At 66.8% G+C, this 24496-nt stretch carries 20 protein-coding genes; all 20 read left to right on the top strand.

Features of this window, described 5'->3' with window-relative positions; genetic code table 11:
* The first annotated feature begins 185 nt into the window (after window positions 1–185).
* The 20 genes from JW030_RS08370 to JW030_RS08275 all read left to right on the top strand — a co-directional run bounded on the left by JW030_RS08370 (window position 186) and on the right by JW030_RS08275 (window position 24353).
* The gene (locus JW030_RS08370) at window positions 186–2426 is read left to right on the top strand and encodes a polyribonucleotide nucleotidyltransferase (RefSeq protein ID WP_188044082.1); all 2241 of its coding nucleotides are present in this window, start codon (window positions 186–188) and stop codon (window positions 2424–2426) included.
* 284 nt (window positions 2427–2710) lie between these two features.
* Window positions 2711–3712, top strand: a complete 1002-nt coding sequence (locus tag JW030_RS08365; protein ID WP_241095384.1) for an aldo/keto reductase — start codon at window positions 2711–2713, stop codon at window positions 3710–3712.
* A 164-nt stretch (window positions 3713–3876) separates the two neighbouring features.
* The gene (locus JW030_RS08360) at window positions 3877–5361 is read left to right on the top strand and encodes an HNH endonuclease signature motif containing protein (RefSeq protein WP_188044081.1); all 1485 of its coding nucleotides are present in this window, start codon (window positions 3877–3879) and stop codon (window positions 5359–5361) included.
* Between the two features lie 9 nt (window positions 5362–5370).
* Window positions 5371–6846: a pitrilysin family protein gene (locus tag JW030_RS08355; RefSeq protein ID WP_188044080.1), complete on the top strand. Its 1476-nt coding sequence runs from the start codon at window positions 5371–5373 to the stop codon at window positions 6844–6846.
* Window positions 6843–8330 (top strand): NAD(P)/FAD-dependent oxidoreductase, encoded by a 1488-nt coding sequence (locus JW030_RS08350; protein WP_188044079.1) that lies wholly within the window; start codon window positions 6843–6845, stop codon window positions 8328–8330. The genes JW030_RS08355 and JW030_RS08350 overlap by 4 nt, the downstream gene beginning before the upstream one ends.
* 137 nt (window positions 8331–8467) lie before the next feature.
* Window positions 8468–9214 (top strand): 4-hydroxy-tetrahydrodipicolinate reductase, encoded by a 747-nt coding sequence (gene dapB / locus JW030_RS08345; protein ID WP_188044104.1) that lies wholly within the window; start codon window positions 8468–8470, stop codon window positions 9212–9214.
* Window positions 9211–9687, top strand: a complete 477-nt coding sequence (locus JW030_RS08340) for a tetratricopeptide repeat protein (protein WP_188044078.1) — start codon at window positions 9211–9213, stop codon at window positions 9685–9687. Before dapB ends, JW030_RS08340 begins: the two co-directional genes overlap by 4 nt.
* A gap of 158 nt (window positions 9688–9845) precedes the next feature.
* Window positions 9846–11453, top strand: coding sequence for an APC family permease (locus tag JW030_RS08335; protein WP_188044077.1), 1608 nt, complete (start codon window positions 9846–9848; stop codon window positions 11451–11453).
* 98 nt (window positions 11454–11551) lie between these two features.
* Window positions 11552–12367, top strand: coding sequence for a thymidylate synthase (locus tag JW030_RS08330; protein WP_188044076.1), 816 nt, complete (start codon window positions 11552–11554; stop codon window positions 12365–12367).
* A gap of 133 nt (window positions 12368–12500) precedes the next feature.
* Window positions 12501–12983: a dihydrofolate reductase gene (locus JW030_RS08325; protein ID WP_188044103.1), complete on the top strand. Its 483-nt coding sequence runs from the start codon at window positions 12501–12503 to the stop codon at window positions 12981–12983.
* Between the two features lie 35 nt (window positions 12984–13018).
* The gene (dapA, locus tag JW030_RS08320) at window positions 13019–13996 is read left to right on the top strand and encodes a 4-hydroxy-tetrahydrodipicolinate synthase (RefSeq protein ID WP_188044075.1); all 978 of its coding nucleotides are present in this window, start codon (window positions 13019–13021) and stop codon (window positions 13994–13996) included.
* A gap of 20 nt (window positions 13997–14016) precedes the next feature.
* Entirely contained in the window at window positions 14017–15693 is a 1677-nt protein-coding gene (locus tag JW030_RS08315; protein ID WP_188044074.1) for a ribonuclease J, read from the top strand.
* A gap of 4 nt (window positions 15694–15697) precedes the next feature.
* Window positions 15698–16762, top strand: coding sequence for a peptidoglycan bridge formation glycyltransferase FemA/FemB family protein (locus JW030_RS08310; protein WP_188044073.1), 1065 nt, complete (start codon window positions 15698–15700; stop codon window positions 16760–16762).
* A gap of 90 nt (window positions 16763–16852) precedes the next feature.
* Window positions 16853–18469, top strand: a complete 1617-nt coding sequence (gene murJ, locus JW030_RS08305; protein ID WP_188044072.1) for a murein biosynthesis integral membrane protein MurJ — start codon at window positions 16853–16855, stop codon at window positions 18467–18469.
* Window positions 18466–19482, top strand: coding sequence for a peptidoglycan bridge formation glycyltransferase FemA/FemB family protein (locus tag JW030_RS08300; protein ID WP_188044071.1), 1017 nt, complete (start codon window positions 18466–18468; stop codon window positions 19480–19482). The genes murJ and JW030_RS08300 overlap by 4 nt, the downstream gene beginning before the upstream one ends.
* Before the next feature lie 77 nt (window positions 19483–19559).
* Window positions 19560–22481, top strand: a complete 2922-nt coding sequence (locus JW030_RS08295; RefSeq protein WP_188044070.1) for a DNA translocase FtsK — start codon at window positions 19560–19562, stop codon at window positions 22479–22481.
* Between the two features lie 2 nt (window positions 22482–22483).
* Window positions 22484–23086 carry a CDP-diacylglycerol--glycerol-3-phosphate 3-phosphatidyltransferase gene (gene pgsA, locus JW030_RS08290; RefSeq protein WP_188044068.1) on the top strand — a complete coding sequence of 201 codons (603 nt, stop codon included), beginning with the start codon at window positions 22484–22486 and terminating at the stop codon, window positions 23084–23086.
* Window positions 23083–23637 carry a CinA family protein gene (locus JW030_RS08285; protein WP_188044066.1) on the top strand — a complete coding sequence of 185 codons (555 nt, stop codon included), beginning with the start codon at window positions 23083–23085 and terminating at the stop codon, window positions 23635–23637. Before pgsA ends, JW030_RS08285 begins: the two co-directional genes overlap by 4 nt.
* 164 nt (window positions 23638–23801) lie before the next feature.
* Window positions 23802–24128, top strand: coding sequence for a helix-turn-helix domain-containing protein (locus tag JW030_RS08280; protein ID WP_188044064.1), 327 nt, complete (start codon window positions 23802–23804; stop codon window positions 24126–24128).
* A gap of 3 nt (window positions 24129–24131) precedes the next feature.
* Window positions 24132–24353 carry a DUF3046 domain-containing protein gene (locus tag JW030_RS08275; RefSeq protein ID WP_188044062.1) on the top strand — a complete coding sequence of 74 codons (222 nt, stop codon included), beginning with the start codon at window positions 24132–24134 and terminating at the stop codon, window positions 24351–24353.
* Window positions 24354–24496 lie beyond the last annotated feature (143 nt).

The raw sequence follows: 24496 nt of genomic DNA, 5'->3' as shown, positions 1-24496 counted from the left end.
GTGTCGTGTGTCGATACCGCAATCAACGAAGCAACGAGCACGCCGGCAGGTGCGCTGGTCTTCGGTGGTGAACTCCTCTCGGATGAATTGCGCTCGAGGGTGGCTTTCTACTGTTGATCAGCAACTGCGGCGCAACACGCGTCGCGCTCTGCCCGCTGGGGTGCTCCGAGACGAATGGAGATCCCGTGGAGGGTCCTGAAATCAAGTTCGCCGAGGCAGTCCTCGACAACGGCAAGTACGGAAAGCGGACGATCCGCTTCGAGACTGGCCGTCTCGCGCAGCAGGCACAGGGTGCCGTCGCTGCGTACCTGGATGAGGAGACGATGCTCCTCTCCGCTACCAGCGCATCGAAGCAGCCGAAGGATCACTTCGACTTCTTCCCGCTGACGATTGACGTCGAAGAGCGTTCGTACGCCGCCGGCAAGATCCCCGGCTCGTTCTTCCGCCGCGAGGGCCGCCCCTCGACCGAGGCGATCCTGGTCTGCCGCCTGATCGACCGGCCGCTGCGCCCGTCGTTCGTCGCCGGCCTCCGCAACGAGGTTCAGGTTGTCATCACCGTGCTGTCGATCGCCCCGGGCGAGTTCTACGACGCACTCGCGATCAACGCCGCCTCGGCGTCGACGCAGATCTCGGGCCTGCCCTTCTCCGGCCCCATTGCCGGCGTGCGTCTCGCACTGATCGGTACCCAGTGGGTCGCGTTCCCGAACGTTGAGCAGCTCTCGGAGGCCGTCTTCGACCTCGTCGTTGCGGGCCGCGTTGTCACCGACGCCCAGGGCAACGAAGACGTCGCGATCATGATGGTCGAGGCTGAGGCCACCGAGCACAGCTGGGAGCTCATCCGCGGCGGCGCAACCAAGCCCAACGAGGCCGTCGTCGCCGAGGGCCTGGACGCGGCAAAGCCGTTCATCGCGCAGCTCGTCAAGGCTCAGTCGGAGCTCGCCGCTCAGTCGGCGAAGGAGATCGCCTTCTACCCGGTGTTCCCGCCGTACTCGGACGAGACCCTCGCCGCCGTCGACGCCCTCGCCCGCGAGGAGCTTGCCCCGATCTACCTGATCGCCGACAAGCAGGAGCGCCAGAACGCTGACGACGCCCTGAAGGCGCGCGTCAAGGAGGCCATCGCGGCCAAGGTTGAGGCTGGCGAGCTGCCGGCAGACGCCAACAACCAGGTCTCCGCTGCGTACAAGAGCGTGACCAAGGACATCGTCCGCGGCCGCGTCCTCGCAGAGGGCGTTCGCATGGACGGCCGCGGCCTGAGCGACATCCGTGCGCTTGACGCCGAGGTCCAGGTCATCCCGCGCGTGCACGGTTCGGCTATCTTCCAGCGCGGCGAGACCCAGATCCTGGGTGTCACCACGCTGAACATGCTCAAGATGGAGCAGCAGATCGATTCGCTGTCGCCCATCAAGAGCAAGCGTTACCTGCACCACTACAACTTCCCGCCCTACTCGACCGGTGAGACCGGCCGCGTGGGCAGCCCGAAGCGTCGCGAGATTGGGCACGGCTTCCTCGCCGAGCGCGCCCTCGTGCCGGTGCTCCCGTCGCGCGAGGAATTCCCGTACGCCATCCGCCAGGTCTCCGAGGCGCTGAGCTCGAACGGCTCGACCTCGATGGGCTCGGTCTGCGCGTCGACCCTCTCGCTGCTCAACGCTGGTGTGCCGCTGCGCGCACCGGTCGCGGGCATCGCGATGGGTCTCGTGTCGGATCAGCACAATGGTGAGACCCGCTACGCGGCACTCACCGACATTCTCGGTGCTGAGGACGCGCTCGGCGACATGGACTTCAAGGTCGCCGGTACGTCGGAGTTCATCACGGCCATCCAGCTCGACACGAAGCTCGACGGACTTCCGTCCGACGTGCTGAAGGGCGCGCTGGCGCAGGCTCACGAGGCGCGCCTCACGATCCTTGACGTGCTGAACCAGGCAATCGACGCACCCGACGAGATGGCACCGACCGCGCCCCGCGTGATCACTGTGAACATCCCCGTCGACAAGATCGGTGAGCTGATCGGCCCCAAGGGCAAGACGATCAACGGTATCCAGGACGAGACCGGCGCCGACATCTCGATCGACGACGACGGCACCGTCTACATCGGTGCGGTCGACGGCCCGGCGGCTGAAGCGGCTCGCGCGGCGGTCAACGCCATCGCGAACCCGCAGAACCCCGAGGTCGGCGAGCAGTACCTCGGCACCGTTGTGAAGAACGCCACGTTCGGCGCCTTCATCTCGCTGCTGCCCGGTAAGGACGGCCTGCTGCACATCTCCGAGGTCCGCAAGCTTGCCGGTGGCAAGCGCGTGGAGAACGTGGACGACGTGCTCTCGATCGGTCAGAAGATCCTCGTGGTGATCACGAAGGTTGACGATCGTGGCAAGCTCTCGCTCGCCCCCGTGTTGGAGGAGGCCGCTGCCGAAGAGGCAGCAGCCGAGTAACTCTCGCGCAACTGAAACGGGCTCCGTGCGACACGCACGGGGCCCGTTTTGCTGTCTGGGCCGTTCTGCGGTCGATACGGGAGCGGCTTGGTAACGTTTTCGGCGAGCCCGCAGGCGCTCGGCGTTCGCGGTCCTATGCTCGAAAGCAAGGCCTGGTGACGGAAGGCGGCTTTGTGGGAACCAATGGCGAGCGGCTGAACGAGCTCGCGCTGTCGTTACGGCGTGCGACTCAGGTGGCGTCTCGTCACGAAGCGTCCGGGAGGCACGCGCCCGGGGTTCCCGCCGTGACGCGCCCGGTAGAGGTGCGTCCCGGAAGTCTGGCCGATGTTCCCCGTCGTCGCATCGGTCACTCCGATATCGTGATCCCTCCCGTGGCGCTCGGGACGAGCGTGTTCGGGTGGACGATGGATCGCCCTACGAGCGTCGCGGTGCTTGACCACTACGTCGACGTCGGCGGAGAGTTCATCGACACTGCCGATAACTACGCCGCCGGGATGTCCGAGACGATGATCGGCAATTGGATGCGCGCCCGCCGCGCCCGAGACCGCGTCACCCTCGCCACCAAGGTGGGTCGGGGGAGCGAGTTCCCCGGACTGGGCCGCGCGGCCATTCACGGTGCCGTCGACGCCTCGCTCGAGCGCCTGGGCACGGATCACGTGGACGTGCTCTACTTCCACATCGAGGATCGGGCAGTGCCGCTCGAGGACTCGCTGGCTGCCGCGCATGAGCTGATCCAGGCGGGCAAGGTGCGAGTGCTCGGCGCCTCCAACTTCTCGGGCGCCCGACTGGTCGAGGCGAGGGTGCTCTCGGCGATGGGCCTGCCCCGCTTCGAAACGATTCAAGAGCACTACAACTTGATGCACCGCGAGGAATACGAGGCAGACATCTCCCTCGCGGCGGGCTCGCAGGGGCTTGGCGTGCTGCCCCACTACGCTCTGGCACACGGTTTTCTCGGCGGCGCGTATCGTCGCCGCGCAGATGGGATTGGCAATGCCCGGCGTGCCCGCGCGGGACAGTATCTCAACCGGCGCGGCCTCCGCGTGCTCTCCGTGCTCGATCGCATCTCCGCGCAACGCGGAGTGTCCACCGCCCGCATCGCGCTCGCGTGGCTGCTGGCCCGCCCTGGCGTCGTTGCCCCCGTCGTGAGCGCCGATTCGCTCGTGCATGTCGACGAGTTGGCGGCCGCGACGACCCTGCTGCTCGACCCTGAGGAGATCGCCGATCTCGACCGCGTGAGCGCGCCTGAACGACGCCGCAATCGAGAGCTGAACCGCCAGGTCGACTAGGTCGTTCGCGTTGTCGCCGTGCCCCAGCTGGGTCGGTTCGGAGTTGTAGGGTCCTCAATCAAGCTCTGGCGTCTATTTTGTTGAGTTCCGAGAAGATTCTCGGCGCATTCCGAACTGGCCGTTTTCGGGCCTGTTTTGTCGGTGGTTCAGTATGTACTGCGGGTATGGAACTCACGCCCCGAGATGACGAACAGACTCACGAGGCCGCGCCGCGGCGTCGGCCGTCACGGGTGCGTTTCGAGCCGACTGAGATTGGGTCGCGCAAGGCGCGCGAGGTCGGGACGCTGCGGGACGCCGTCATCGCGGCATCACGGCGGTGTGCGCTGGCGGAGGCTGAGCGGGCTCGCGCGTTTGCGTTGCTCCAAGAGCATGCCATCGTAAATAGCAGTTCTGATGCAGAGATCAGCCTGACCTTGCACTCGCGCGCCGCAGAATGCGCCGCCGCGATGGGCATCAGCGAACGAACGGTGCTGGGGCAGATGGCCGAAGCGCACACCCTCGTCTCCGCGTACCCGGCCGTGATTGCTGCGGTCGAGGAGGGTACGATCACGTTCCAGCACGCAAGGGTCGTCGTAGCGGAGGGCTCGAGCGTAGACCACCGGCTGCGCGAGACCTACGAAGCGCGTTGCCTCGAGATGGCGGTGCAGGTCTCGGCGGGACGCCTCCGCGCAGGGGCGACGCAGATCGTGCAAGAACTCCAGCCCCGCGGCCTCGACGAGCGCCACGCGATCGCTGCGTCCCAGCGTTGCGTCTGGGTGCGCGAGCTTCCCGACGGCATGGCCGAGCTCGGCGCGATTCTTCCCGCACCACTGGCGTACGGCATCCGCGACCGAGTGCAGAACATTGCGAAAGCCCTGAGGCGTGAGGTCGCGATCGAGGAAGCGGCGTGGGCCGGGGCTGCGGCGCCCATTCCGGAGTCTGTCGCGTTCAGCAGTCCGACGGTTGCGGAAGCGATCGGCCTCACGCTTGCGCCTCCGACGGGGCCGCGAGCGGCTCGTGCCCGCGAGGAGCGCGCTCTCGGCACCTATCGTGCCGATGTGTTTGCTGAATTGCTGCTGACCGGGGTGCTGGGCAACGCCGAGGGGACAACGACGGCGCAGCGGGTTGCGCCTCATATCCGCGCAAGTATCTCGATCATCTTCCCGGTGGGCGGAACTGCCACGCTCGAAGGCTACGGCCCGATCGATTCGACCACGGCCCGCCAGCTTGCCGCGGTCGCGCCCGGCTGGGACGCCATCACGATCGATTCCGACGGGCAGGTTCTCTCGACCGATCGGCGGCAGCCGACCGAGGCGATGAAACGAGTCTTGCGGACTCGCGACCAGCACTGCAGGTTTCCGGGCTGCGTAATCCCGACACGATCGTGCGAGATCGACCATACGATCGAGTGGGCGGCGGGTGGGCCGACTGCAGTATCGAACTTGGGACACCTGTGCCCTAAACACCACCTGCTCAAGCACCCGGACCTCGCGCATCAGATCCAGTGGCGGGTCCGGCAGGACGCGGGCGGGGTGTTCGTCTGGACGAGCCCGAGCGGGGCGGAGTACACCGACCGGCCAGACGGCGCCCTGCGAGCGCAGACCGGCGTGACGGACGCCGTGGCGGCCTCCACGACTTGCGGCCCGGAAGTTCGCCGGCGCTGGGCATAGGCTGGAGCCATGTCTGATGTCACCGCGCTGCCTCTTGATTGTCCCGAACTCTCGGCCGAGTTGGGCGGCGGTTTCATGCGCCGCACGGTGCACCCGAGCGGGCTCCGGATCCTGACCGAGCGCGTTCCCGGTGCCCGCAGCGCGAGCATCGGTTTCTGGGTCGGCGTCGGCTCGCGCGATGAGCAGGCCGAGCGCGGGGACGCGCCGGGCAGCCTGGGGTCGACCCACTTCCTCGAACACCTCCTCTTCAAGGGCACTCCCGCGCGGAGCGCGTACGAAATCGCGACGAGCTTCGACGGCATCGGGGCTGAGCACAATGCCCTTACGGCCAAGGAATACACCTGCTATTACGCGAAGGTGCGCGACGCAGACGTCGACCTTGCGGTCACCGTCCTTGCGGACATGGTGACCTCGTCCGTGATTGATGCCGACGAGTTTGAGAATGAGCGCGAGGTCATCCTCGAAGAGCTCGCCATGGCCTCAGACGACCTCTCTGACGTCGCGAACGAGCGCTTCTTCGAGGCAGTGCTGGGCGATCACCCGCTGGGGCGCCCGATCGGTGGCCTGCCCGAGATGATTCGTGCCGCGCGTCGTGACGATGTCGATCGCCACTACCGGGACCGGTACCTGCCGTCGACGCTGGTGGTCACGGTGGCGGGGGCGGTCGACCACGATCGCCTCGTCGCCCAGGTGCTCGACGCCCTCGCCGCCTCGAACGAGCCCCGCTGGCACCCAGACGCGCTCTCGGCACCCGCGCCGCGCCGCGCCCGAGTCGATACGACGAGTGACCCGGCCGACGTGCGCGTCATTGACGTGGTCGAGCGTCCGAGCGAGCAGGTGAACCTCATGATCGGCTCGCGCGGCTTTATTGGTGGCGATGATCGGCGCTTCGCCTTCGGCGTGATGAACTCCGTGCTGGGCGGGGGGATGGCAAGCCGCCTCTTCCAGGAGATCCGCGAGAAGCGAGGCCTGGCGTATACGGCCTACTCATTCGGCGCCAGCTACTCGGACGGCGGTCTGTTCGGAATGTATGCCGCCTGCGCCCCGCAGAAGGCGCTCGAAGTGGTGGACCTCTCGATCGCGGAACTCGCGAAGATGGCGCGCCACGGGATCACCGCCGAAGAGCAGCAGCGCGCGCTTGGCCAGATCGCCGGCTCTTCTGCCCTAGCCCTCGAAGACTCCGATACGCGCATGGGTCGGCTCGCGCGCGCCGAACTCGGCACGGGGGAGCTGATGGACCTCGACGCGACGCTCGCTCGATTCGCTGCGGTCACCCGCGACGACATCGTCGAGGTCGCGCAGTTCCTGGCAGAACGACCGCTGACGGTGGTCGCCGTCGGCGAGGTATCACGGTCGGGCCTGCAGGCAAGCGAGCCGCGGCACGATCCCGCGAGCCGTCCGAGCCCGGCGACCGCACTCGTTGCTGCGGAGGCTGCGCAGGATCTGGCCGGTTCCGCGCGAGTGACCGGCGGCGCGCCCGCGTGAACCAGGGGGCGGCGATTGTGGGTTCCGGCCCGAACGGGCTAGCCGCCGCAATCACGCTTGCTCGAGCCGGGGTCCCGGTCACGGTGTTCGAGTCCGCCCCGCATGTCGGCGGCGGCATGCGGACCGGGGAGCCGGTCGCGCCCGGCCTTCGCCACGACCTCTGTTCCGCGATCCACCCGATGGCGCTGGCGTCCGAGTTTTTTCGCAGATTCGAGCTCGAGCGCAGGATAGAGTTCGCGGTTCCCGAAGCGTCGTACGCGCATCCACTCGACGCAGGAGCGGGGAGCGGCGCCGGGGAGGCCGCGATCGCGTATCGTTCGCTTGCGCGGACCGCGGATGAGCTGGGCCGCGATGGTGGCGCCTTCCGGTCGTTGCTCGCGCCGCTCGTACGCCGAGTCGATCAGGTCCAGGAGTTCGCAATGGGCGGCGGGATGCTGCGCGTCCCAGACTCACCATTCACCGCGTTCGCCGTTGGTCTTCGGGCACTCGAGCAGGGCACCGGGCTCTGGAACGCTCGATTTCGGGGCGACGCGGCGCCAGCACTCTTGGCGGGCGCGTTCGCGCACGGCATGACGCGCCTTCCCTCTCTTGCGGCGGCGGGCGTGGGGCTTGTGCTCGCCACGCACGCGCACGCACGTGGCTGGCCAGTGCCGATCGGTGGTTCCCAGTCGATCGCGGATGCGATGACCGCTGACCTGCTCGCGCACGGGGGCTCGATCGTCACCGACACGACGATCGGCGACCTAGCCGAGCTGCGGGCCTACGGGGAATTTGGGACGGTGATCTGCGACACATCTGCGCGCGGACTCGCCGCTATCGGGCGTCGTCAGCTGCCGTCGTCCTATCGACGGCGGCTCGCCCGTGTGCGCCCGGGGCCCGGGGCGTGCAAGGTCGACTTCGAGCTGGACGGACCCATTCCGTGGCGGGACGAGCGCGTGGCGCTCTCGCCGACCGTGCACCTGGGCGGGACGCGGGCAGAGATTGCCGCGAGCGAACGTGACGTCACACGCGGCAAGCGGAGCGAATCGCCGTTCGTGCTGCTCGCCCAGCCGGACGCGTGGGACACGGCACGAAACCGCGCTGGTCGCGTCGCGATTTGGAGCTATACCCATGTGCCCACGGGGTGGGCGGGGGACGAGTCTGCGGCTGTGATCCGGCAGATCGAACGTTTCGCGCCGGGGTTCCGCGACCGCATCGTGGCGATCCGCACGACGAGCGCGCTCGAGTTCTCGCAGTACAACGCCAACTATCTCGGTGGTGACATTGGCGCGGGCGCCATCACCCTGCCGCAACTGCTCGCACGTCCCTCGGCCGGGCCTGCCCCCTGGCGCACCCCGGTCCCGGGGCTCTACCTCGCCTCGGCGTCGGTTGCCCCCGGCCCTGGGGTGCACGGTCTCGCGGGTTGGTACGCGGCTCGAGATGCGCTTCGGCGCGACTTCGGGCTGCCCGAGCCAGCACTCGGCGTCGACGCGGCGCGCGGGTAACTCCGCCCCTTCCCAGACGCAGTATTCTGCGACCGCGATACCCTGAGCAGGTGAACGCGAAGCACTCTGCCCCCGCAGCCATTGTCCAACCGGTCTCGGCCGGACACACGGAACCCGGATCGACACAGACCGTCGCCGTGGCCGGCGCCTCGGGCCGCCTCGGCGCGCTCGTCTGCGCGGTCGTGGAAGCGACGCCGGGCTTCGAGCTAGTGGCCCGCCTCGGCCGCGCGTCCCAGCCAGCCGAGGGCGCCGAGGCCGACATCTTGATCGACGTGACGCACCCCGAGCAGTCGCCGGCGATCGTCGCCCGCGCGCTCGGGAATGGCCAGAGCGTCATCGTCGGCACGAGCGGCTGGTCTGCTGAGCGCCTGGCGGAGCTGGAAACGTCTGTCGCTTCGGCCACGCGGCGAGGCGGCGGACCCGCTAGCGTGCTCGTCGTCCCGAACTTCTCGCTCGGCTCGGTGCTCGGAACCGTGCTCGCGCGTATCGCAGCGCCGCACTTCGACGCCGTCGAGATCATCGAGGCGCACCACCCGGGCAAGGTCGACTCGCCCTCGGGCACTGCGGTGCGCACCGCGGAGCTGATTGCGGGGGAGCGCCAGGGCCGGGCGATTGATGCCCCGTTCGCCGACCAGGAAGCGCGCGGCGAGCTCGTCGCGGGAATCCCCGTGCACAGCCTTCGCCTCGCGGGCGTGCTCGCGAAGCAGGAGGTGCGTTTCGGTGGCCCCGGTGAGGTGCTCACGATCACCCACGACACGCAGTCGGATGAGGCGTACCGGCCCGGGATCCGCGCCGCCCTGCAGGCGGCGGGCACGATTCCCGGGATGACGGTCGGACTTGATCGGGTCCTCGGCCTCGACGGGTACTTTGGGGCGCGCGCATGAGCCGCAGGGCCCGGGCGATCACGATGGTCGCCGTGATGAGCGCGCTGCTCGTCATCTATTTCGGCTTTGCCCTCACGCGCGCCTTCGCGCTCTTTGCCTCGGGTACCCCAATTGCGATCGCGATGGGGGTCGCGCTCATTGTGCTGCCACTGATCGGAGGCTGGGCGCTCTGGCGCGAGCTGGCCTTCGGCCGTGGGGCAACCCGACTCATGGACCGACTCGAAAGCGCCGGTCGACTGCCCGAAGAAGAGGTGGATACGCTGCCGTCCGGGCGGCCCGTTCGAGGGCAGGCCGACGCCGCGTTCCCACGCTACCGCGAGGCCGCCGAGGCGGATCCTGACTCGTGGGAGGCCTGGATGCGGCTCGGTATTGTGTACGACGCGTGTGGGGACCGCACACGTGCCCGTGCAGCGATTCGTCGCGCAATCTCGCTGGAACGTCAGCCTGGTGGTGGACTCTCTACTTCCGATTAGCAATTCATCTGAAGTGGATCTACAATCAGGCGTTGGTTTCGCCATTGTTGGCGCCAGCCCCCGCGGAAGTCCGCGATCAGAGTTCAGGTGCCCCCCACGATGGTCGGCACCGGCGAGATGGCGCTCACTCGGCGCCGGAAAGTGACGTGTGTATCACGATGTCTCAACAGCCGAAGGCCGATAGCCCTCCCACGCGGGCGCTCGACTCGATGACCGGAATGAGCCGCAAGGGTCTTCCCGGCGGCACGATCGGGGTACTGGGCGCCATTGTGGTTGGCCTCTCCGTCTGTGCGCCGGCGTACACGCTGACCTCGGCGATCGGCCCTGCCGCGAGCGAGGTCGGGGTACAGACGCCCGCGATCTTCCTCGTCGGTTTTGTCCCGATGCTGCTTGTGGCGTTCGGCTACCGTGCGCTGAACGATGCGATGCCCGATTCGGGCACCTCGTTCACCTGGGGCACCCGCGCATTTGGCCCGTGGGTCGGCTGGATGGCCGGCTGGGGCCTGATCGCCGCGACCGTGCTCGTGCTGTCGAACTTGGCGGGTATCGCCGTCGAGTTCCTGTTCCAATCGATCGGCGAGGTGATTGGTGATCCCAACTTCCACACCCTGGTGTCGGGCGAGGACGGCAACATCTTCCTGAATATCGCGGTCTGCCTCGGATTCCTGGCGCTCGCAGCCTTCATCTCGTACCGCGGCATGACCTCGACGAAGATCTTCCAGTACGTCACCGTCTTCTTCCAGCTCGCCGTCCTGATCTGGTTCATCATCGCGATGTTCGTGGGCGCGGCAAACCCAGCAAATACTGAGGCGCTGACTCCGCAGCTATCGTGGTTCAACCCGCTCGAGGTTGACAGCTTTAGCGCATTCGCCGCCGGCATCGCCGTCTCGATCTTCGTGTACTGGGGCTGGGACACCGTACTCACGATGGGTGAGGAGACGAAGCCGTCGAAGGGCCGCATGTCGACCGCGAGCAAGGCCGCGATGATCCTCGTGGTCATGCTCGTCGTCCTGTACGCGGGCACCGCGACCGCGACCGTCGCGTTCTCGGGCGTCGGCGACGGCCCCACGGGCCTGAGCAACAGCGCGATCCAGGAGAACGTCTTCGCCGCGATCGCGCACCCCGTGATGGGGCCGATGGCGATCTTCCTGTTCCTGGGGGTGCTGGTCAGCGCGATGGCATCGATCAACTCGACCGCTATCTCGCCCGCCCGCACCCTGCTCGCGATGGCGCACTACGGTGCCATGCCGCAGGCGCTGAAGAAGATCCACCCGAAGTACAAGTCGCCCTACGTCGCGCTGTTGGCGTCGACGATCGTGGCGGCGCTGTTCTACGCGATCATGCGCTTCGTTAGCTACAACGTGCTCTGGGACACCATTACCTCGCTCGGCATCATGGTGTGCTTCTACTACGGCCTCACGGCGCTCTCGAGTGCGTGGTACTTCCGCAAGACGGCGTTCCGCGAGGGCATCTGGCAGGGCTTCAGCAAGATCGTGCTGCCGGGTCTCGGCGGACTCTTGCTGCTCGTCGTGTTCGTGCAGACGATGATCGACAGCACCAAGCCCGACTTCGGCTCGGGCTCGAACATCGGCGGCATCGGCCTCGTGTTCGTGCTGGGCGTCAGCGTCCTACTGATCGGCGCGATCATCATGATCTGGCAGTCGCGGGTGCGCCCCGCATTCTTCCGTGGCCAGATCCTGCGCACCGGCGATGACAGCCAGGTGGTTCGCTCGGCGGACGCGGTGGAGTTCGATATCGCGGAGTAGTCGATCCGCAGAAACGCGCGGCGGACGGGTGGGGAATGTCTCACCCGGCCGCCGCGTTTTCCCCAGCAAAGAAACTTGGGCCCGGTAGATTGGACACCATGACCAGCGCGCAGCAACCGATCGCCACCCCGTACGAGGATCTCCTCCGGGAGGTGCTGGAAACGGGTACGCCGAAGTCCGACCGCACGGGCACGGGAACGCGCAGCCTGTTCGGCCGACAGATTCGTTTTAACCTGGCCGATTCGTTCCCGCTCATTACGACCAAGCGGGTGCACATGAAGTCGATCGCGGTCGAACTGCTCTGGTTCCTGCGCGGCGAGAGCAACGTCGAGTTCCTGCGCGAACACGGCGTGACGATCTGGGACGAGTGGGCAAACGAGCAGGGCGACCTGGGTCCCGTATACGGGGTGCAGTGGCGCTCGTGGCCGACGCCCGACGGTGCACACATCGACCAGATCTCGCAGGTCATCGACGAGATCACGCACAACCCGGACTCGCGACGCCTGATCGTTTCGGCCTGGAACGTGTCTGAGCTGTCGAAGATGGCGTTGGCCCCGTGCCACGCGTTCTTCCAGTTCTACGTCGCCGACGGCAAGCTTTCCTGCCAGCTGTATCAGCGCTCGGCGGACATGTTCCTCGGCGTCCCGTTCAACATTGCCTCGTACGCGCTGCTCACTCACATGGTCGCGGCGCAGACCGGGCTTGAGGTCGGCGAGTTCATTTGGACCGGCGGTGACTGCCACGTGTACGACAACCATGTCGAGCAGGTGGAGCGGCAGCTGTCTCGCGAGCCGTACGCTTACCCGAGGCTTGAGCTTGCGCCGCGCGACTCGATCTTCGACTACACCCTCGACGATATTTCAGTCATCGGGTATGAGCACCACCCCGGCATCAAAGCACCGGTCGCGGTCTAGGTCAGCGCGTTCGGCTCGTAGGAGCTGTTTCGCAGCGGAGGCGCCGAACGATCTCTGCTTGCTTCGTCGGAGGCGGCGAACGTGCGCTCGAACTGCAGTAGGAACCGAAGGAGGCTCGACCGTGACTATCGGAATGATCTGGGCAGAGGCACGCGGCGGTGCGATCGGCAAGGACGGCGTGATGCCGTGGCACCTGCCGGAGGACCTCGCGCACTTCAAGCGCGTCACGCTCGGCGCGCCCGTACTGATGGGGCGGCGCACCTGGTTTTCCCTTCCCGAGCGCTTCCGCCCGCTGCCGGGTCGGCGCAATATCGTGATCTCGCGTGATCCCGGGCTCGTCGCAGAGGGAGCCGAGACCGCGACCGGGCTGGAGGCCGCGCTGTCGACGATTGCGCCCGGAGAACCCGTCTGGGTGATTGGCGGCGGCGAGCTGTATCGCTCAGCGCTTCCGAGAGCGAGCGAGCTCGTCGTGACCAGGATCGGGCTCGACGTGCCCGATGCCGATACGTTCGCGCCCGTGATTGATGACGCCTGGGAACTCACGGATCCGGGGGAGTGGCTAGTCTCTGAGGCCGGTCTCGAGTACCGTTTTGAGCGTTACCATCGCCCAGGCTGAACGAGATGCACCGGCTGGTCGGGTAGCCTAGGGGAGTGACGACTTCCCCCAATCCTTTCGGCCAGGTGCTGGTCGCGCTCATCACCCCCTTCCACGCCGACGGCGAGGTCGACTGGGCGGCGACTGAGAAGCACATCGATGATTGCATTTCACGTGGTGCCGATGGCATCGTGGTGACCGGCACCACCGGTGAGACTTCGACGCTGACCGACCCCGAGAAACTCAAGCTGGTCGAGGTGGCGAAGTCGGTTTCCGGCGGCCGCGCAAAGGTGATTACGGGCGGCGGCTCAAACGAGACGGCGCACGCGATCGAGCTCTACAAGGCCTCAGAGAAGGCCGGCGCTGACGGTGTCATGATCGTCACGCCCTACTACAACAAGCCCACCCAGGCGGGCTTGCTCACGCACTTCCGCATGATCGCGGACGCAACGGATCTCCCCGTCATCCTGTACGACATCCCGGGTCGCACCGGTGTGCCCATCAAGTACGAGACGATCCTGCGGCTCGCGAAGCACCCGAACATCATGGCGGTGAAGGACGCAAAGGGCGACTTCAGCGAGGTCAGCCGCGTGCTGAACCAGACTGACCTGCTCTACTTCTCGGGTGACGACGCCAATGTGTTGCCGCACCTCGCGATTGGCGCCTCCGGCCTGATCGGTGTCACCGCAAACGTCACCGCGGCTCCGTACCGCACCATCGTTGACGCAGTGAATCGCGGTGACCTGGACACGGCGAAGGCCGAGCACCAGCGCCTCGAGCCACTCGTGCGTGCCGTCATGACGCACGTGCCCGGTACGGTCGCAGCCAAGTACATCCTGCACGGCCTCGGCCGTATTGGAAGCCCCCGCGTCCGCCTGCCCCTCGTGGGGCCGGAGGAGTGGGAGGCCGCAATGATCGAGGACGAACTCGCCCTCGTAGGCGCCCTTGACGGCGTCGATCTCACGAACTTCCGCCCCGACCGCAATGCCGCCGCTGGCGGCGCATTGCCCAAGGTCGCGGGCACCACCCGCTAACCACAACCACAGGAGGCCCCGTGCCAAACGACCTGTACGCTCCTCCCGCTCTCAAGCCCGGTATCCTCCGGGTGACGCCGCTCGGCGGCCTCGGTGAGATCGGGCGGAACATGACCGTCTACGAAATTGACGGAAAACTGCTCATCGTCGACTGCGGCGTACTCTTCCCCGAAGAGCACCAGCCCGGCGTTGACCTGATCCTGCCCGACATGGCCATGCTCGAGTCGCGCCTGACGGACATCGTCGCGGTCGTGCTGACCCACGGCCACGAGGACCACATCGGCGGCGTGCCGTACCTGCTCAAGCGCCGCAGCGACATCCCGCTGGTGGGCTCGAAGCTCACTCTCGCGCTGATCACGGCAAAGCTCAAGGAGCACCGGATCAAGCCCGTCGTCGAGGTGGTCGACGAGGACGACATCCTCACCTTCGGCCCGTTCGAGCTCGAGTTCATCACGGTGAACCACTCGATCCCCGACGCGCTCGCAGTCGCGATTCGCACCTCGGCCGGCCTCGTGATTGGCACGGGCGACTTCAAGATGGATCAGCTGCCGCTCGACGGCCGCCTGACCGACCTTCGCGCCTTCGCTCGCCTGGGCGAAGAGGGCGTCGACCTCTTCATGACCGACTCGACCAACGCCGACGTCCCGGGCTTCACCCAGCCCGAGAAGGACATCGGACCCGTGCTTGCGCAGGTCATGTCCCGCGCGACCGGCAAGGTCGTCGTCGCGAGCTTCTCAAGCCACGTGCACCGCGTGCAGCAGGTCCTCGACGCCGCCGTGGCGAACGGCCGTCGCGTCGTGCTGCTCGGCCGTTCCATGGTGCGCAACATGGGCATCGCTGAGGAGCTCGGCTACCTCAAGGTTCCCGCCGGTGTGCTCGTCGACCTCAAGAAGAGCGGCGACATCCCCGACGACCGCATCGTCTACATGTCGACCGGTTCGCAGGGCGAGCCGATGGCCGTGCTCGCGCGCATGGTCAACCAGGAGCACCAGATCGAGGTGGGCAAGGGCGACACCGTCATCCTCGCCTCGAGCCTGATCCCCGGCAACGAGAACGCGGTGTACCGCATTATCGACGGCCTGATCAAGCTCGGCGCCGACGTTGTCCACAAGGGCAACGCCAAGGTGCACGTCTCGGGCCACGCCTCGGCGGGCGAGCTGCTTTACTGCTACAACATCGTCAAGCCGAAGAACGTCATGCCGATCCACGGCGAGTTCCGTCACCTGGTCGCGAACGCGAAGCTCGCGATCGAGACCGGCGTGCCGGCCAACCGCACGATCATCGCCGAGAACGGCACGATCGTCGACCTCGAGGGCGGCGTCGCTCGCCAGGTCGGGCAGATCGAGATCGGCTTCATCTACGTCGACGGCTCGACCGTCGGCCAGGTGACCGAGGCGGACCTCAAGGACCGCCGCGTGCTCGCCGAGGAGGGCTTTGTCTCGGTCATCACGGTCGTGGAGAAGGCATCCGGCAAGATCATCTCCGGCCCGGACATCCAGACCAAGGGTGTTGCCGAGAGCAACCGCGTCTTCAACGAGATCAAACCCAAGCTTAAGAAGGAGCTCGAGGAAGCGATCGCGTCCGGTAAGTGGGACCAGCGGTCCCTGCAGCAGGTGATTCGTCGCACGATCGGCCGCTGGGTCGGCACCAAGCTGCGCCGCAAGGCAATGATTGTGCCCGTCGTAGTGGAGGTCTAGCAAGGTGGTGCTCGATACGGCCTCGCTGCGCATCGCCAGCGAGGCCGAGGCCGCTCGCTGGTCGGAACTCATTGCGGACACCCCCGGAGGCGGGGAAGTCTGGCAGACCCGCGAGTACGCCGCCGCCAAGGCGTTCCAGGGGTACCGGGAACGCCTGATCGTCGGGGACGATGGCTTCCCGGCCACCCTCGTGCTCGTCAAGCGCGTGCCACTGCTCGGTGAGCTCTGGTACGTGCCTGGCGGCCCCGCCGCGGAGGGTGCCGAGCGCACGATCGCGCAGTCCGCGCGGTTGGCCAAGTACGCGCGCTCGCAGGGGGCGTTCCTGCTCAAGATTGAGCCCCGCGTGCTCCGGACCGCGGAGTCGCTCGCCGCGTTCGCGCAGGCGGGATACCGCGCGAACGTGCGGATCCTGCCGAACGAGTCGACGGTGCTGCTCGACGTCTCGGGTGACGAGGCCGAGGTCATGGGCCGCTTTTCGTCAAGCACGCGCACGAAGATCCGCAAGGCCGACAAGACCGGCTTTGAGGCGCGTCGGGTCGAGACGACCGACGAGAACTGCCGCATCATGTACGCGCTGCTCGGCGAGACGGGCGACGGACGCTTCGCTCTTCGGCCTTACGAGTACTACCGCACGTTCTGGCAGACCTTCCAGGAGGCGGGTCGAGGACAGCTGGTGCTCGGCTACGCGGACGGCGTGGCGGTTGCCGGTATGTTCGGGATCGTCGCGGGCCACACGAGCTGCTACAAGGACGGCGCCTCGACGCGTGCGGGGGAGCTGCCCAACGGCGCGATGAACCGCATGCAGTGGGAGCTGATCCTGTGGGGCCGAGAGCACGGCGCGACCGTGCACGACCTCTGCGGCGCCCCGCGCAGCGACCAAATGGACGATCGGGATCACCCGCTGTACGGAGTGGGGCAATACAAGCTGCGCTTCTCGAAGGACGTCACCGACTATGTTGGGGTGTTCGACTTGCCGCTTCGCGGGATCGCGACGAAGGTGTGGGAGACGATTGGCGATCGCATCGCTCGTCGGGTCTCGCTCGCGCTCAAGCACGACTCGTACTATTAGGAGCTTCTCGTTGGGGGACGCCGGATGCGGTGCGCATACGGCCCCCGGCGGGGGTGAGCCGGTCGGCTGGTTGAGAAAGGTGGCTTTTCAGTGAGCAGCAGTATCCTGCGCGCGAGCGCCGTGATGGCGTCGGGGACGATGGTGTCTCGGATCCTCGGCCTCCTGAAGGTGATGCTGCTGGCGTACGCCATCGGCTCAACAGCCTCGGTATCCGCCGATGCGTTTGCCAACGGCAACCTCCTGCCGAACACGCTGTATGTCTTGCTCATGGGCGGCATGCTGAACGCTGTGCTCGTGCCCCAGATCGTGAAAGCCGCGCGCAACCCGGACGGAGGCAGCGGCTACATCAACAAGATCATGACCCTCGTCTCGGTCGCCCTGATCGTGGTGACCGTGATCGCGATGCTCGCCGCGCCGTTCCTGATCTCGCTGCTTGCGATGGATTGGCCGCCGGCGCAGCTCGCCCTGGCGACCGCATTCGCCTACTGGTGCTTGCCGCAGATTGTCTTCTACGGCCTGTACACCGTGCTTGGCGAGGTGCTGAATGCACGCAGCGTCTTTGGTCCGTATACCTGGGCGCCCGTCGTCAACAACATCATCGGCATCGCCGGCATTGTGGTCTTTATTGTCATGTTTGGCGCGGACGGAACGGGCGAACGCACGGCGTTGGACTGGACGCCGCTGTCGATTGGGGTGCTGGCGGGCACTGCGACGTTGGGTGTGCTGGGCCAGGCTGCGATCCTGATGTTCTCCTGGCACAAGGCCGGGATTCGCTATCGTCCAGATTTTGCCTGGAAGGGTGTGGGGCTGGGCCAGACTGCCCGTATCGCTGGCTGGAGCCTTGCCACCATCGTGGTCATGCAGCTCGGTGGCATCGTCACGAACCGCATCGTCTCGCTTGGCTCAGGTTCTGGCGTGTCCAACAGCGCCATGCAGAATGTCTGGCTGATCTTTATGATGCCGCACTCAGTAATCGCGGTGTCGCTCGCCACCGCCTACTTCACCCGGCTATCGGAGTGGGGTCAGGCAGGGCGCATGAAAGAGTTCCGCACCGATTTCTCGGCCTCTGTGCGGCAGATTTCGCTGGTGATGGTGCTCGCGGCCGCCGCAATCTTCGCGGCCGCGCCCTTCATCTCTCGGATCATCAACTTCGCTGCGACCGAGTGGCAGGTGATGCAGTTCTCGTACGCGCTGCAGGCCTACGTCATCAGCCTCGCTGCGTACAGCTTCCTGTTCGTGGTGCAGCGCGCCTTCTACGCGCTGTCCGATACGAAGACCCCGTTCTTCTTCACCACGGTGCAAATGGCGATCGTGGTGCTGCTGTCCTTGACCTTGCTTATGGCTCCACGAAATATGATCGGCATTCTGTTTGCCGCAATCTGGTCGTTTGCAACCATCGTGCAGGTGCTGCTTGCCGTCTGGCTGCTGCGCCGCCGCATTGAATCGATCGACGGGCGCCGCATTGTCCAGAGCCTCCTCAAATACGTGCTCGCCGCGATCCCGGCGCTCGGCCTCGGCCTGCTGGCGAGCTGGGGCGCGCAGACCCTCGTCCCCAACACGAACGCACTGTTCGCCATTCTTTTCGCGATACTTGTCGCCGTCATCGTGAGCGCGGTCTACCTCGTCGCGCTCCGCCTGCTGCGTTCGCCGGAGCTCGCCGAGCTCACCGCGTTCTCCGCGCGCAAACTGGGAAGGACCCGCTCGTGAGCCTCACCGTAACCCCCGTCACCGATCCTGCAGCGTGGGACGCCATCGTCAAGGAGAATGGCGGCCACCCGCTGCAGCTGTGGGGCTGGGGCGAGCTGAAGTCCGCGCACCGGTGGAGCGCGGAGCGCGTGGTGGCGCGAAACGCACAGGGCGCCGTCGCGGGTGCCGCGCAGCTGCTCACCCGCAAGCTCCCGAGCCCGTTCGGCGGCTTCGTCTACGCGCCCCGCGGTCCCGTGCTCGCTCGCGATGCCGAGGGCGTCAGGATCGACGCCGTCTCGCCAGGTGAGGTCGCGGACGCGATCGCGGAATACGTGCGCCGGACGCGCAAGGCAGTCGCGTTGTCGATCGAGCCCGATGAGGACGCTGGCACCTTCCCGCTCAACGCGGTGTGGCGCGAGGCCGCAACGCCCGTGCTGCCAGCGCGCACCCTCATTCTTGACCTCTCGCACAGCGAGGACGAGCTGCTGAGCGACATGTCCAAGAAGCATCGGCAGTACGTCCGGAAGTCCTCTCGCGAGGAGGCCCTCGAGATTCGCGCGGTCACCACCGCCGAACAGCTCGACGAGTGCCTCGAGGTGTACCGCGAGACGAGCGAGCGCGCCGACTTCGGACTGCACGAGGACTCCTACTACCACGACGCGTTCTCGCTGCTCGGCGACGACGCCCCGGTGTGGGCGAGCTATGTCGAGGGCAAGCCCGTGGCGTTCCTGTTCCTCGCGAAGAGCGGCCGCACGGCGTTCGAGCTCTATGGCGGCATGAACGAGACCGGCCAGCGCCTGCGGGCAAACTACGGGCTCAAGTGGCACGCCATCCGCGAGATGAAGCGCCTCGGCATCACCCGATACGACTTCGGCGGCCTGATCAACGACGGTGTCACGACGTTCAAGACGGGCTTCGCATCCCATGAGAACCTGCTCGCTGGTTCCTGGGATCGCCCCGGGCCCGGGTACTCCGTGTGGACGCACGGCCTGCCGCTCGTCAAAAAGGTCGTGCGCGGGCTTCGCCGGCGCTGATCCTGCCGCGCGGCCGGATATCCGACCACGCCGCGACCAAGGGGGCAGTCGTCGGTGGCGGCTTGTACCGTAGAGGTATGGCCAGCAAGACTTCGGCGCGCGGTACCGCGGGCAAATCCGGTGGTTCCGCCCGTGGCGGCACCTCCCGCTCCTCGGCATCGAAATCGACGGGGACGAAATCGACGAGATCGCCGGCGACGGCAAAGACTGTCGCGTTCGAACCTGAGCTCACCGAGTCCGGCGTCGTGCGCGCCTGGCAGGGTCTTGCGCACGCCGTCGGCGGTGTTGCCCGCGCCTTCCGCCTGGAGCCGATCGACCCTGCTGATCGCCGCGACGGGATCCCTCTTGCCCTCGTGCTGCTCGCGATCGCGGGCATGGTCGTCGAGTGGTTCTTGATCGGTAACCCCGTCGCGACCCAGCTCGACGCATGGACCTTCGGCGGGATTTTCGGGCGGGTGGCCTTCGGCCTACCGATCATCATGTTTGGCTTCGCGTTCTGGCTCTTCAACCACCCCTCGGGCGTGCATGACAACCGCCGCATCGCGATCGGCCTGAGCCTGGCGATCCTGTCGGTGTCGGGGCTCAGCCACGTCTTCGGCGGCCAGCCGAGCCCGCAGGACGGCATGCCCGCGCTTGCACAGGCCGGTGGCCTGGTCGGCTGGATGGTCGGCGCGCCTCTCGCGCTGCTCACGGTGTGGGTGGCCGCTCCGGTGCTCGCGATCATCACCGCGCTCTCGCTCCTCATCATCACCAAGACCCCACCGAGCCGGATCGGCGCCCGCATCGGTGAGGCCTACCGCTACCTGTTTGGCGCAGGGGAGCCCGTGGCGCCCGCCGAGGCTGATGCTGGGCGCCCCGGCCCCTCGACGACCCTCTTCGACATCGAGGACCAAGCGGGCGACGATGACGACGCCGGGGACGGCAAGAGCCTGCCGTGGTGGCGTCGAAACGCTTCCGGTCGCGAGGAAGATCCCGCGTACGCGGGCGATCGTGCCGCGCTCGCCGACGTGCTCGACGGCAAGGACGCCGCTGCAGACGCTGCCAGCCTGGCGCGTGCCCGCGCCTTCGACCAGGCCATCGTCGACGACGTAGACGATCAGACCCAGGCGACAGACTCCCTGGGATTCCCGGCCGGCCTGTTTGACGACCTCGCCCAGGCGGAGGCCGCCGCCGCGGGAGCGGGGCTGCACGGCTCCGGGCTCGGCGACGACGCCGTCACCGAGGTCTATGGCGACTTCGGCACAGCCGACGATGCGGCGGTCGTAGCCACCCCAGCTTCCGCCCCGGTCGCGGTTCCCGCGCCGAGTTTCTCGGCGGCCCCGGCGCATGACCCCGCCGCTGGCGAGTACCACCTGCCCGATCAGAACACGCTTGCGGCGGGCGAACCCGCGAAGGCGCGCTCGGCCGCGAACGACGAGATCATGGCTGCCATCACCGAGGTGCTCGGCCAGTTCAAGGTCGACGCGCAGGTGACCGGTTTCTCGCGAGGCCCGACGGTCACTCAGTACGAGATCGAGCTCGGCCCGGGGGTCAAGGTGGAGCGTGTCACTGCGCTCTCCAAGAACCTGTCCTACGCGGTCGCCTCGAGCGAGGTCCGCATCCTCTCGCCGATTCCCGGGAAGAGCGCCATCGGCATCGAGATCCCGAACAAGGACCGCGAAAACGTCGTGCTCGGCGACGTGCTGCGCTCTGCGAAGGCGCTGCGGAGCACCCATCCGCTGACCATCGGCGTCGGCAAAGACGTCGAGGGCGGGTTCGTGGTCGCGAACCTCGCGAAGATGCCCCACCTGCTCGTCGCCGGTTCGACCGGCTCGGGTAAGTCGAGCTTCGTGAACTCAATGATCACGAGCATCCTGATGCGCTCCACGCCGGCCGAGGTGCGCATGGTGCTCGTCGACCCGAAGCGCGTCGAACTCACGATTTACCAGGGTGTGCCCCACCTCATCACCCCCATCATCACGAACCCGAAGAAGGCAGCCGAGGCGCTGCAGTGGGTCGTGAAAGAGATGGACATGCGTTACGACGACCTGGAGAGCTTCGGTTTCCGTCACGTCGACGACTTCAACGAGGCTGTGAAGAATGGCACCCTGAAGCTGCCCGAGGGCAGCCAGCGCGTGCTCAAGCCCTACCCCTACCTGCTCGTCGTGGTGGACGAGCTCGCCGACCTGATGTTGGTCGCCCCGCGCGACGTGGAAGAGTCCATCGTCCGGATCACGCAGCTCGCGCGCGCGGCAGGCATTCACCTCGTGCTCGCGACGCAGCGCCCCTCCGTCGACGTCGTCACCGGCCTGATCAAAGCCAACGTGCCGAGCCGACTGGCCTTCGCGGTCGCCTCGGTTACCGACTCACGCGTCATCCTTGACCAGCCCGGCGCCGACAAGCTCATCGGGCAGGGAGACGGGCTCTTCCTGCCGATGGGCACCTCGCGGCCCGTCCGCGTGCAGGGCGCGTGGGTGCAGGAAGCCGAAATTCAGCGGGTCGTGGAGCACGTGAAGAAGCAGGCTCGACCCGAGTATCGTGCCGACGTCGCCCAGGTGGCCGAGAAGCGCGAGATCGACGCGGATATCGGGGACGACCTCGAGCTGCTGATGGCCGCTGCCGAGCTAGTGGTGAGCTCGCAGTTCGGCTCGACCTCGATGTTGCAGCGCAAGCTCCGCGTGGGCTTTGCCAAGGCCGGCCGCCTCATGGACCTCATGGAATCGCGTGACATCGTCGGCCCCTCCGAGGGATCGAAGGCGCGAGACGTCCTCATTACGCCCGACCAGCTCGCCGGGGTTCTCGCGGACATGCGGGGAGTGAAGCCTGCCGCACCCGCCGCTCCGGCTCCGGCGGCCGCTGCACAGCCGCTCGCGCCGCAAGGAGGATACGCTGATCCTGACCAACAGGTCACCGCAGCGTTCGATCCGTATGACGACCCGATCGCGCGACACCAGGAGGGTCTCGAGGAAGTCGAGGCTGAACCCGACGAGGACGCCTGGGGCCTCACCGGGAGAGACTAGATATGACCGCGAAGCCCTCGAACTGGAACGCGCCCAACATCATCACGGCGGCGCGGATCGTTGCCACCCCGTTCTTCATCTGGATGCTGCTGGCCGACGACGGACAGCTGGGCGCCCTGCGCTGGGCGGCCGGGGCGTTCTTCGTGATCGCCATCGCGACCGACGCGTGGGACGGCTATCTCGCCCGTAAGCACCATCTCATTACCGACCTGGGCAAGCTCCTCGACCCGATCGCGGACAAGTTCCTGACGGGGGCGGCGCTGGTCGGCCTCTCGATCCTCGCGGAACTGCCGTGGTGGGTCACCGCTATCGTGTTGATCCGCGAGATCGGAGTGACCGTGCAGCGGCTCTTCGAAGCGCACTCGGTCGTCGTGGCAGCCGCGTGGATGGGCAAGCTCAAGACGGTCGCCCAGTCGGTGGCCATCGCGTTCGCGCTGTTCCCGTTCGCCAGTCTCTTTGCTGCGGGCTCCTGGCCCGCCGTGACCTTCTGGGCCATCAACGTGGTCACCATGACGATCGCTGTCGTGCTCACCATCGCGAGCGGTATTGACTACGAGCTGGGGCGCCTGCGCGGACGAAACCCGAGCAAGTCGCCGGCTGCATGACTAAGCCCGCCGCGTCGGCCGCGATCCTGCGGGCCACCGAGCTCGGGGTGCGCCTCGCCGTCGCGGAATCGCTGACCGGTGGTCTGCTCGCCGCCGCGCTGATCGAAGTTCCGGGCGCGTCGCTTGTCGTCTCGGGTGGCGTCGTCGCGTACGACTCCGCGCTGAAAGCAACCCTGCTCGGGGTGGACCGCGAGCTGCTGGCTCGTACCGGACCAGTCGATGCAGAAGTCGCGCGTCAGATGGCCGCCGGGGTGCGCCGGGCGTGCGCGGTCCCTGGACCGAAAGGCGAGCTGCTGTCCGCGGACGTCGGACTGGCGACGACCGGGGTCGCCGGCCCCGATGCTGACCCGCAGACCGGGGCTCCGGTGGGCACGGTTTGGGTGGGAGTCAGCTCAGCGCTGGGGGAGCGTGCGGTGGAGCTTCAGCTCGACGGCTCGCGGGCGGAGATTCGCGCGGCCACGGTAGCGGCCGCGCTGGCCGCGCTGGATCACGAACTCAGGGGCCTCACGCCATTGGGAGGACCGCGCGGGGGTAAGGCTGAGCCGTTCTGACGCAGATTCAGCTCATGCTCAGGAATACCCCGGCGGATTCTGTGGTTACAGTCAGTGTCGCCCGAGGTGAAATGTCGGGTGAACCGAATAGGCTGATGGCAGGTATTCGGAGTACGGTAGAGAACCCGAACGATCCAAGATCGTTGTGAATGAGGAGGTTGCACATGGTGCTAGTGCGTCAGGAGATTGGCGATGTGCTGCGTGACTTCCGCCTGGAAAAGGGTCGCACCCTTCGTCAGGTCGCAGGTGAGGCGAGCGTTGCGCTCGGCTACCTGAGCGAAGTGGAGCGCGGCCAAAAGGAAGCTTCGAGCGAGATTCTCGCCGCGGTTGCCGACGCGCTCAATACTCCTCTTTCCGTGATCATGGGTGAGGTGAGCGGACGCCTCGCTCTGGTTGAGGGCCTGAGCGCCCAGCTGGGCGACCGTGTCCCCGATACGGTTCCTGCCGATCTCGTTTCTGGCTATGGCCGCGAGCTGATGGCGCGCCAGTAGCAGGTGAAGCTCAGTGAGTTCCGTCGCGCGATGGCGGAAGAGTTTGGCGAGGCGCACGCGGGAGTGCTCGCGCGCGACCACTGGCTCGCTCAGCTGGATGGAACGGTCGATGACGCGCTGACGCGTGGAGTCCGTCCCCGCGAAGCCTGGATTGCCCTGTGCGAGGACCTGCAAATCCCCGTCTCCCGCCGTCATGGCCGGGGCCTGGTCGACCCGCCCTCCTAACCCGTTTTTCTTGCGACACGCCGCGCGTTCTTCGAATATGTGTTCGATGGTTGCTATCGTCACTCACAGGTGAACCTGATCGCGACTTGTGCGCAGATTGCATTCTCCCGGCTCAATGTCGGTGGTGCGATCTAGCGTTACAG

Origin of the sequence: Leucobacter sp. CX169, from assembly GCF_017161405.1 — a bacterium.
Lineage (GTDB): Bacteria > Actinomycetota > Actinomycetes > Actinomycetales > Microbacteriaceae > Cx-87.
This window is presented reverse-complemented; position numbering and strand designations above follow the sequence as displayed.

What these genes read in the sequence shown, in the direction of transcription:
- pgsA (WP_188044068.1), top strand. Translation starts at nt 22,484, where the DNA reads ATGACCGCGAAGCCCTCGAACTGGAACGCGCCCAACATCATCACGGCG.
- JW030_RS08285 (WP_188044066.1), top strand. Translation starts at nt 23,083, where the DNA reads ATGACTAAGCCCGCCGCGTCGGCCGCGATCCTGCGGGCCACCGAGCTC.
- JW030_RS08280 (WP_188044064.1), top strand. Translation starts at nt 23,802, where the DNA reads ATGGTGCTAGTGCGTCAGGAGATTGGCGATGTGCTGCGTGACTTCCGC.
- JW030_RS08295 (WP_188044070.1), top strand. Translation starts at nt 19,560, where the DNA reads ATGGCCAGCAAGACTTCGGCGCGCGGTACCGCGGGCAAATCCGGTGGT.
- JW030_RS08330 (WP_188044076.1), top strand. Translation starts at nt 11,552, where the DNA reads ATGACCAGCGCGCAGCAACCGATCGCCACCCCGTACGAGGATCTCCTC.
- JW030_RS08325 (WP_188044103.1), top strand. Translation starts at nt 12,501, where the DNA reads ATGATCTGGGCAGAGGCACGCGGCGGTGCGATCGGCAAGGACGGCGTG.
- JW030_RS08340 (WP_188044078.1), top strand. Translation starts at nt 9,211, where the DNA reads ATGAGCCGCAGGGCCCGGGCGATCACGATGGTCGCCGTGATGAGCGCG.
- JW030_RS08360 (WP_188044081.1), top strand. Translation starts at nt 3,877, where the DNA reads ATGGAACTCACGCCCCGAGATGACGAACAGACTCACGAGGCCGCGCCG.
- JW030_RS08335 (WP_188044077.1), top strand. Translation starts at nt 9,846, where the DNA reads ATGTCTCAACAGCCGAAGGCCGATAGCCCTCCCACGCGGGCGCTCGAC.
- JW030_RS08355 (WP_188044080.1), top strand. Translation starts at nt 5,371, where the DNA reads ATGTCTGATGTCACCGCGCTGCCTCTTGATTGTCCCGAACTCTCGGCC.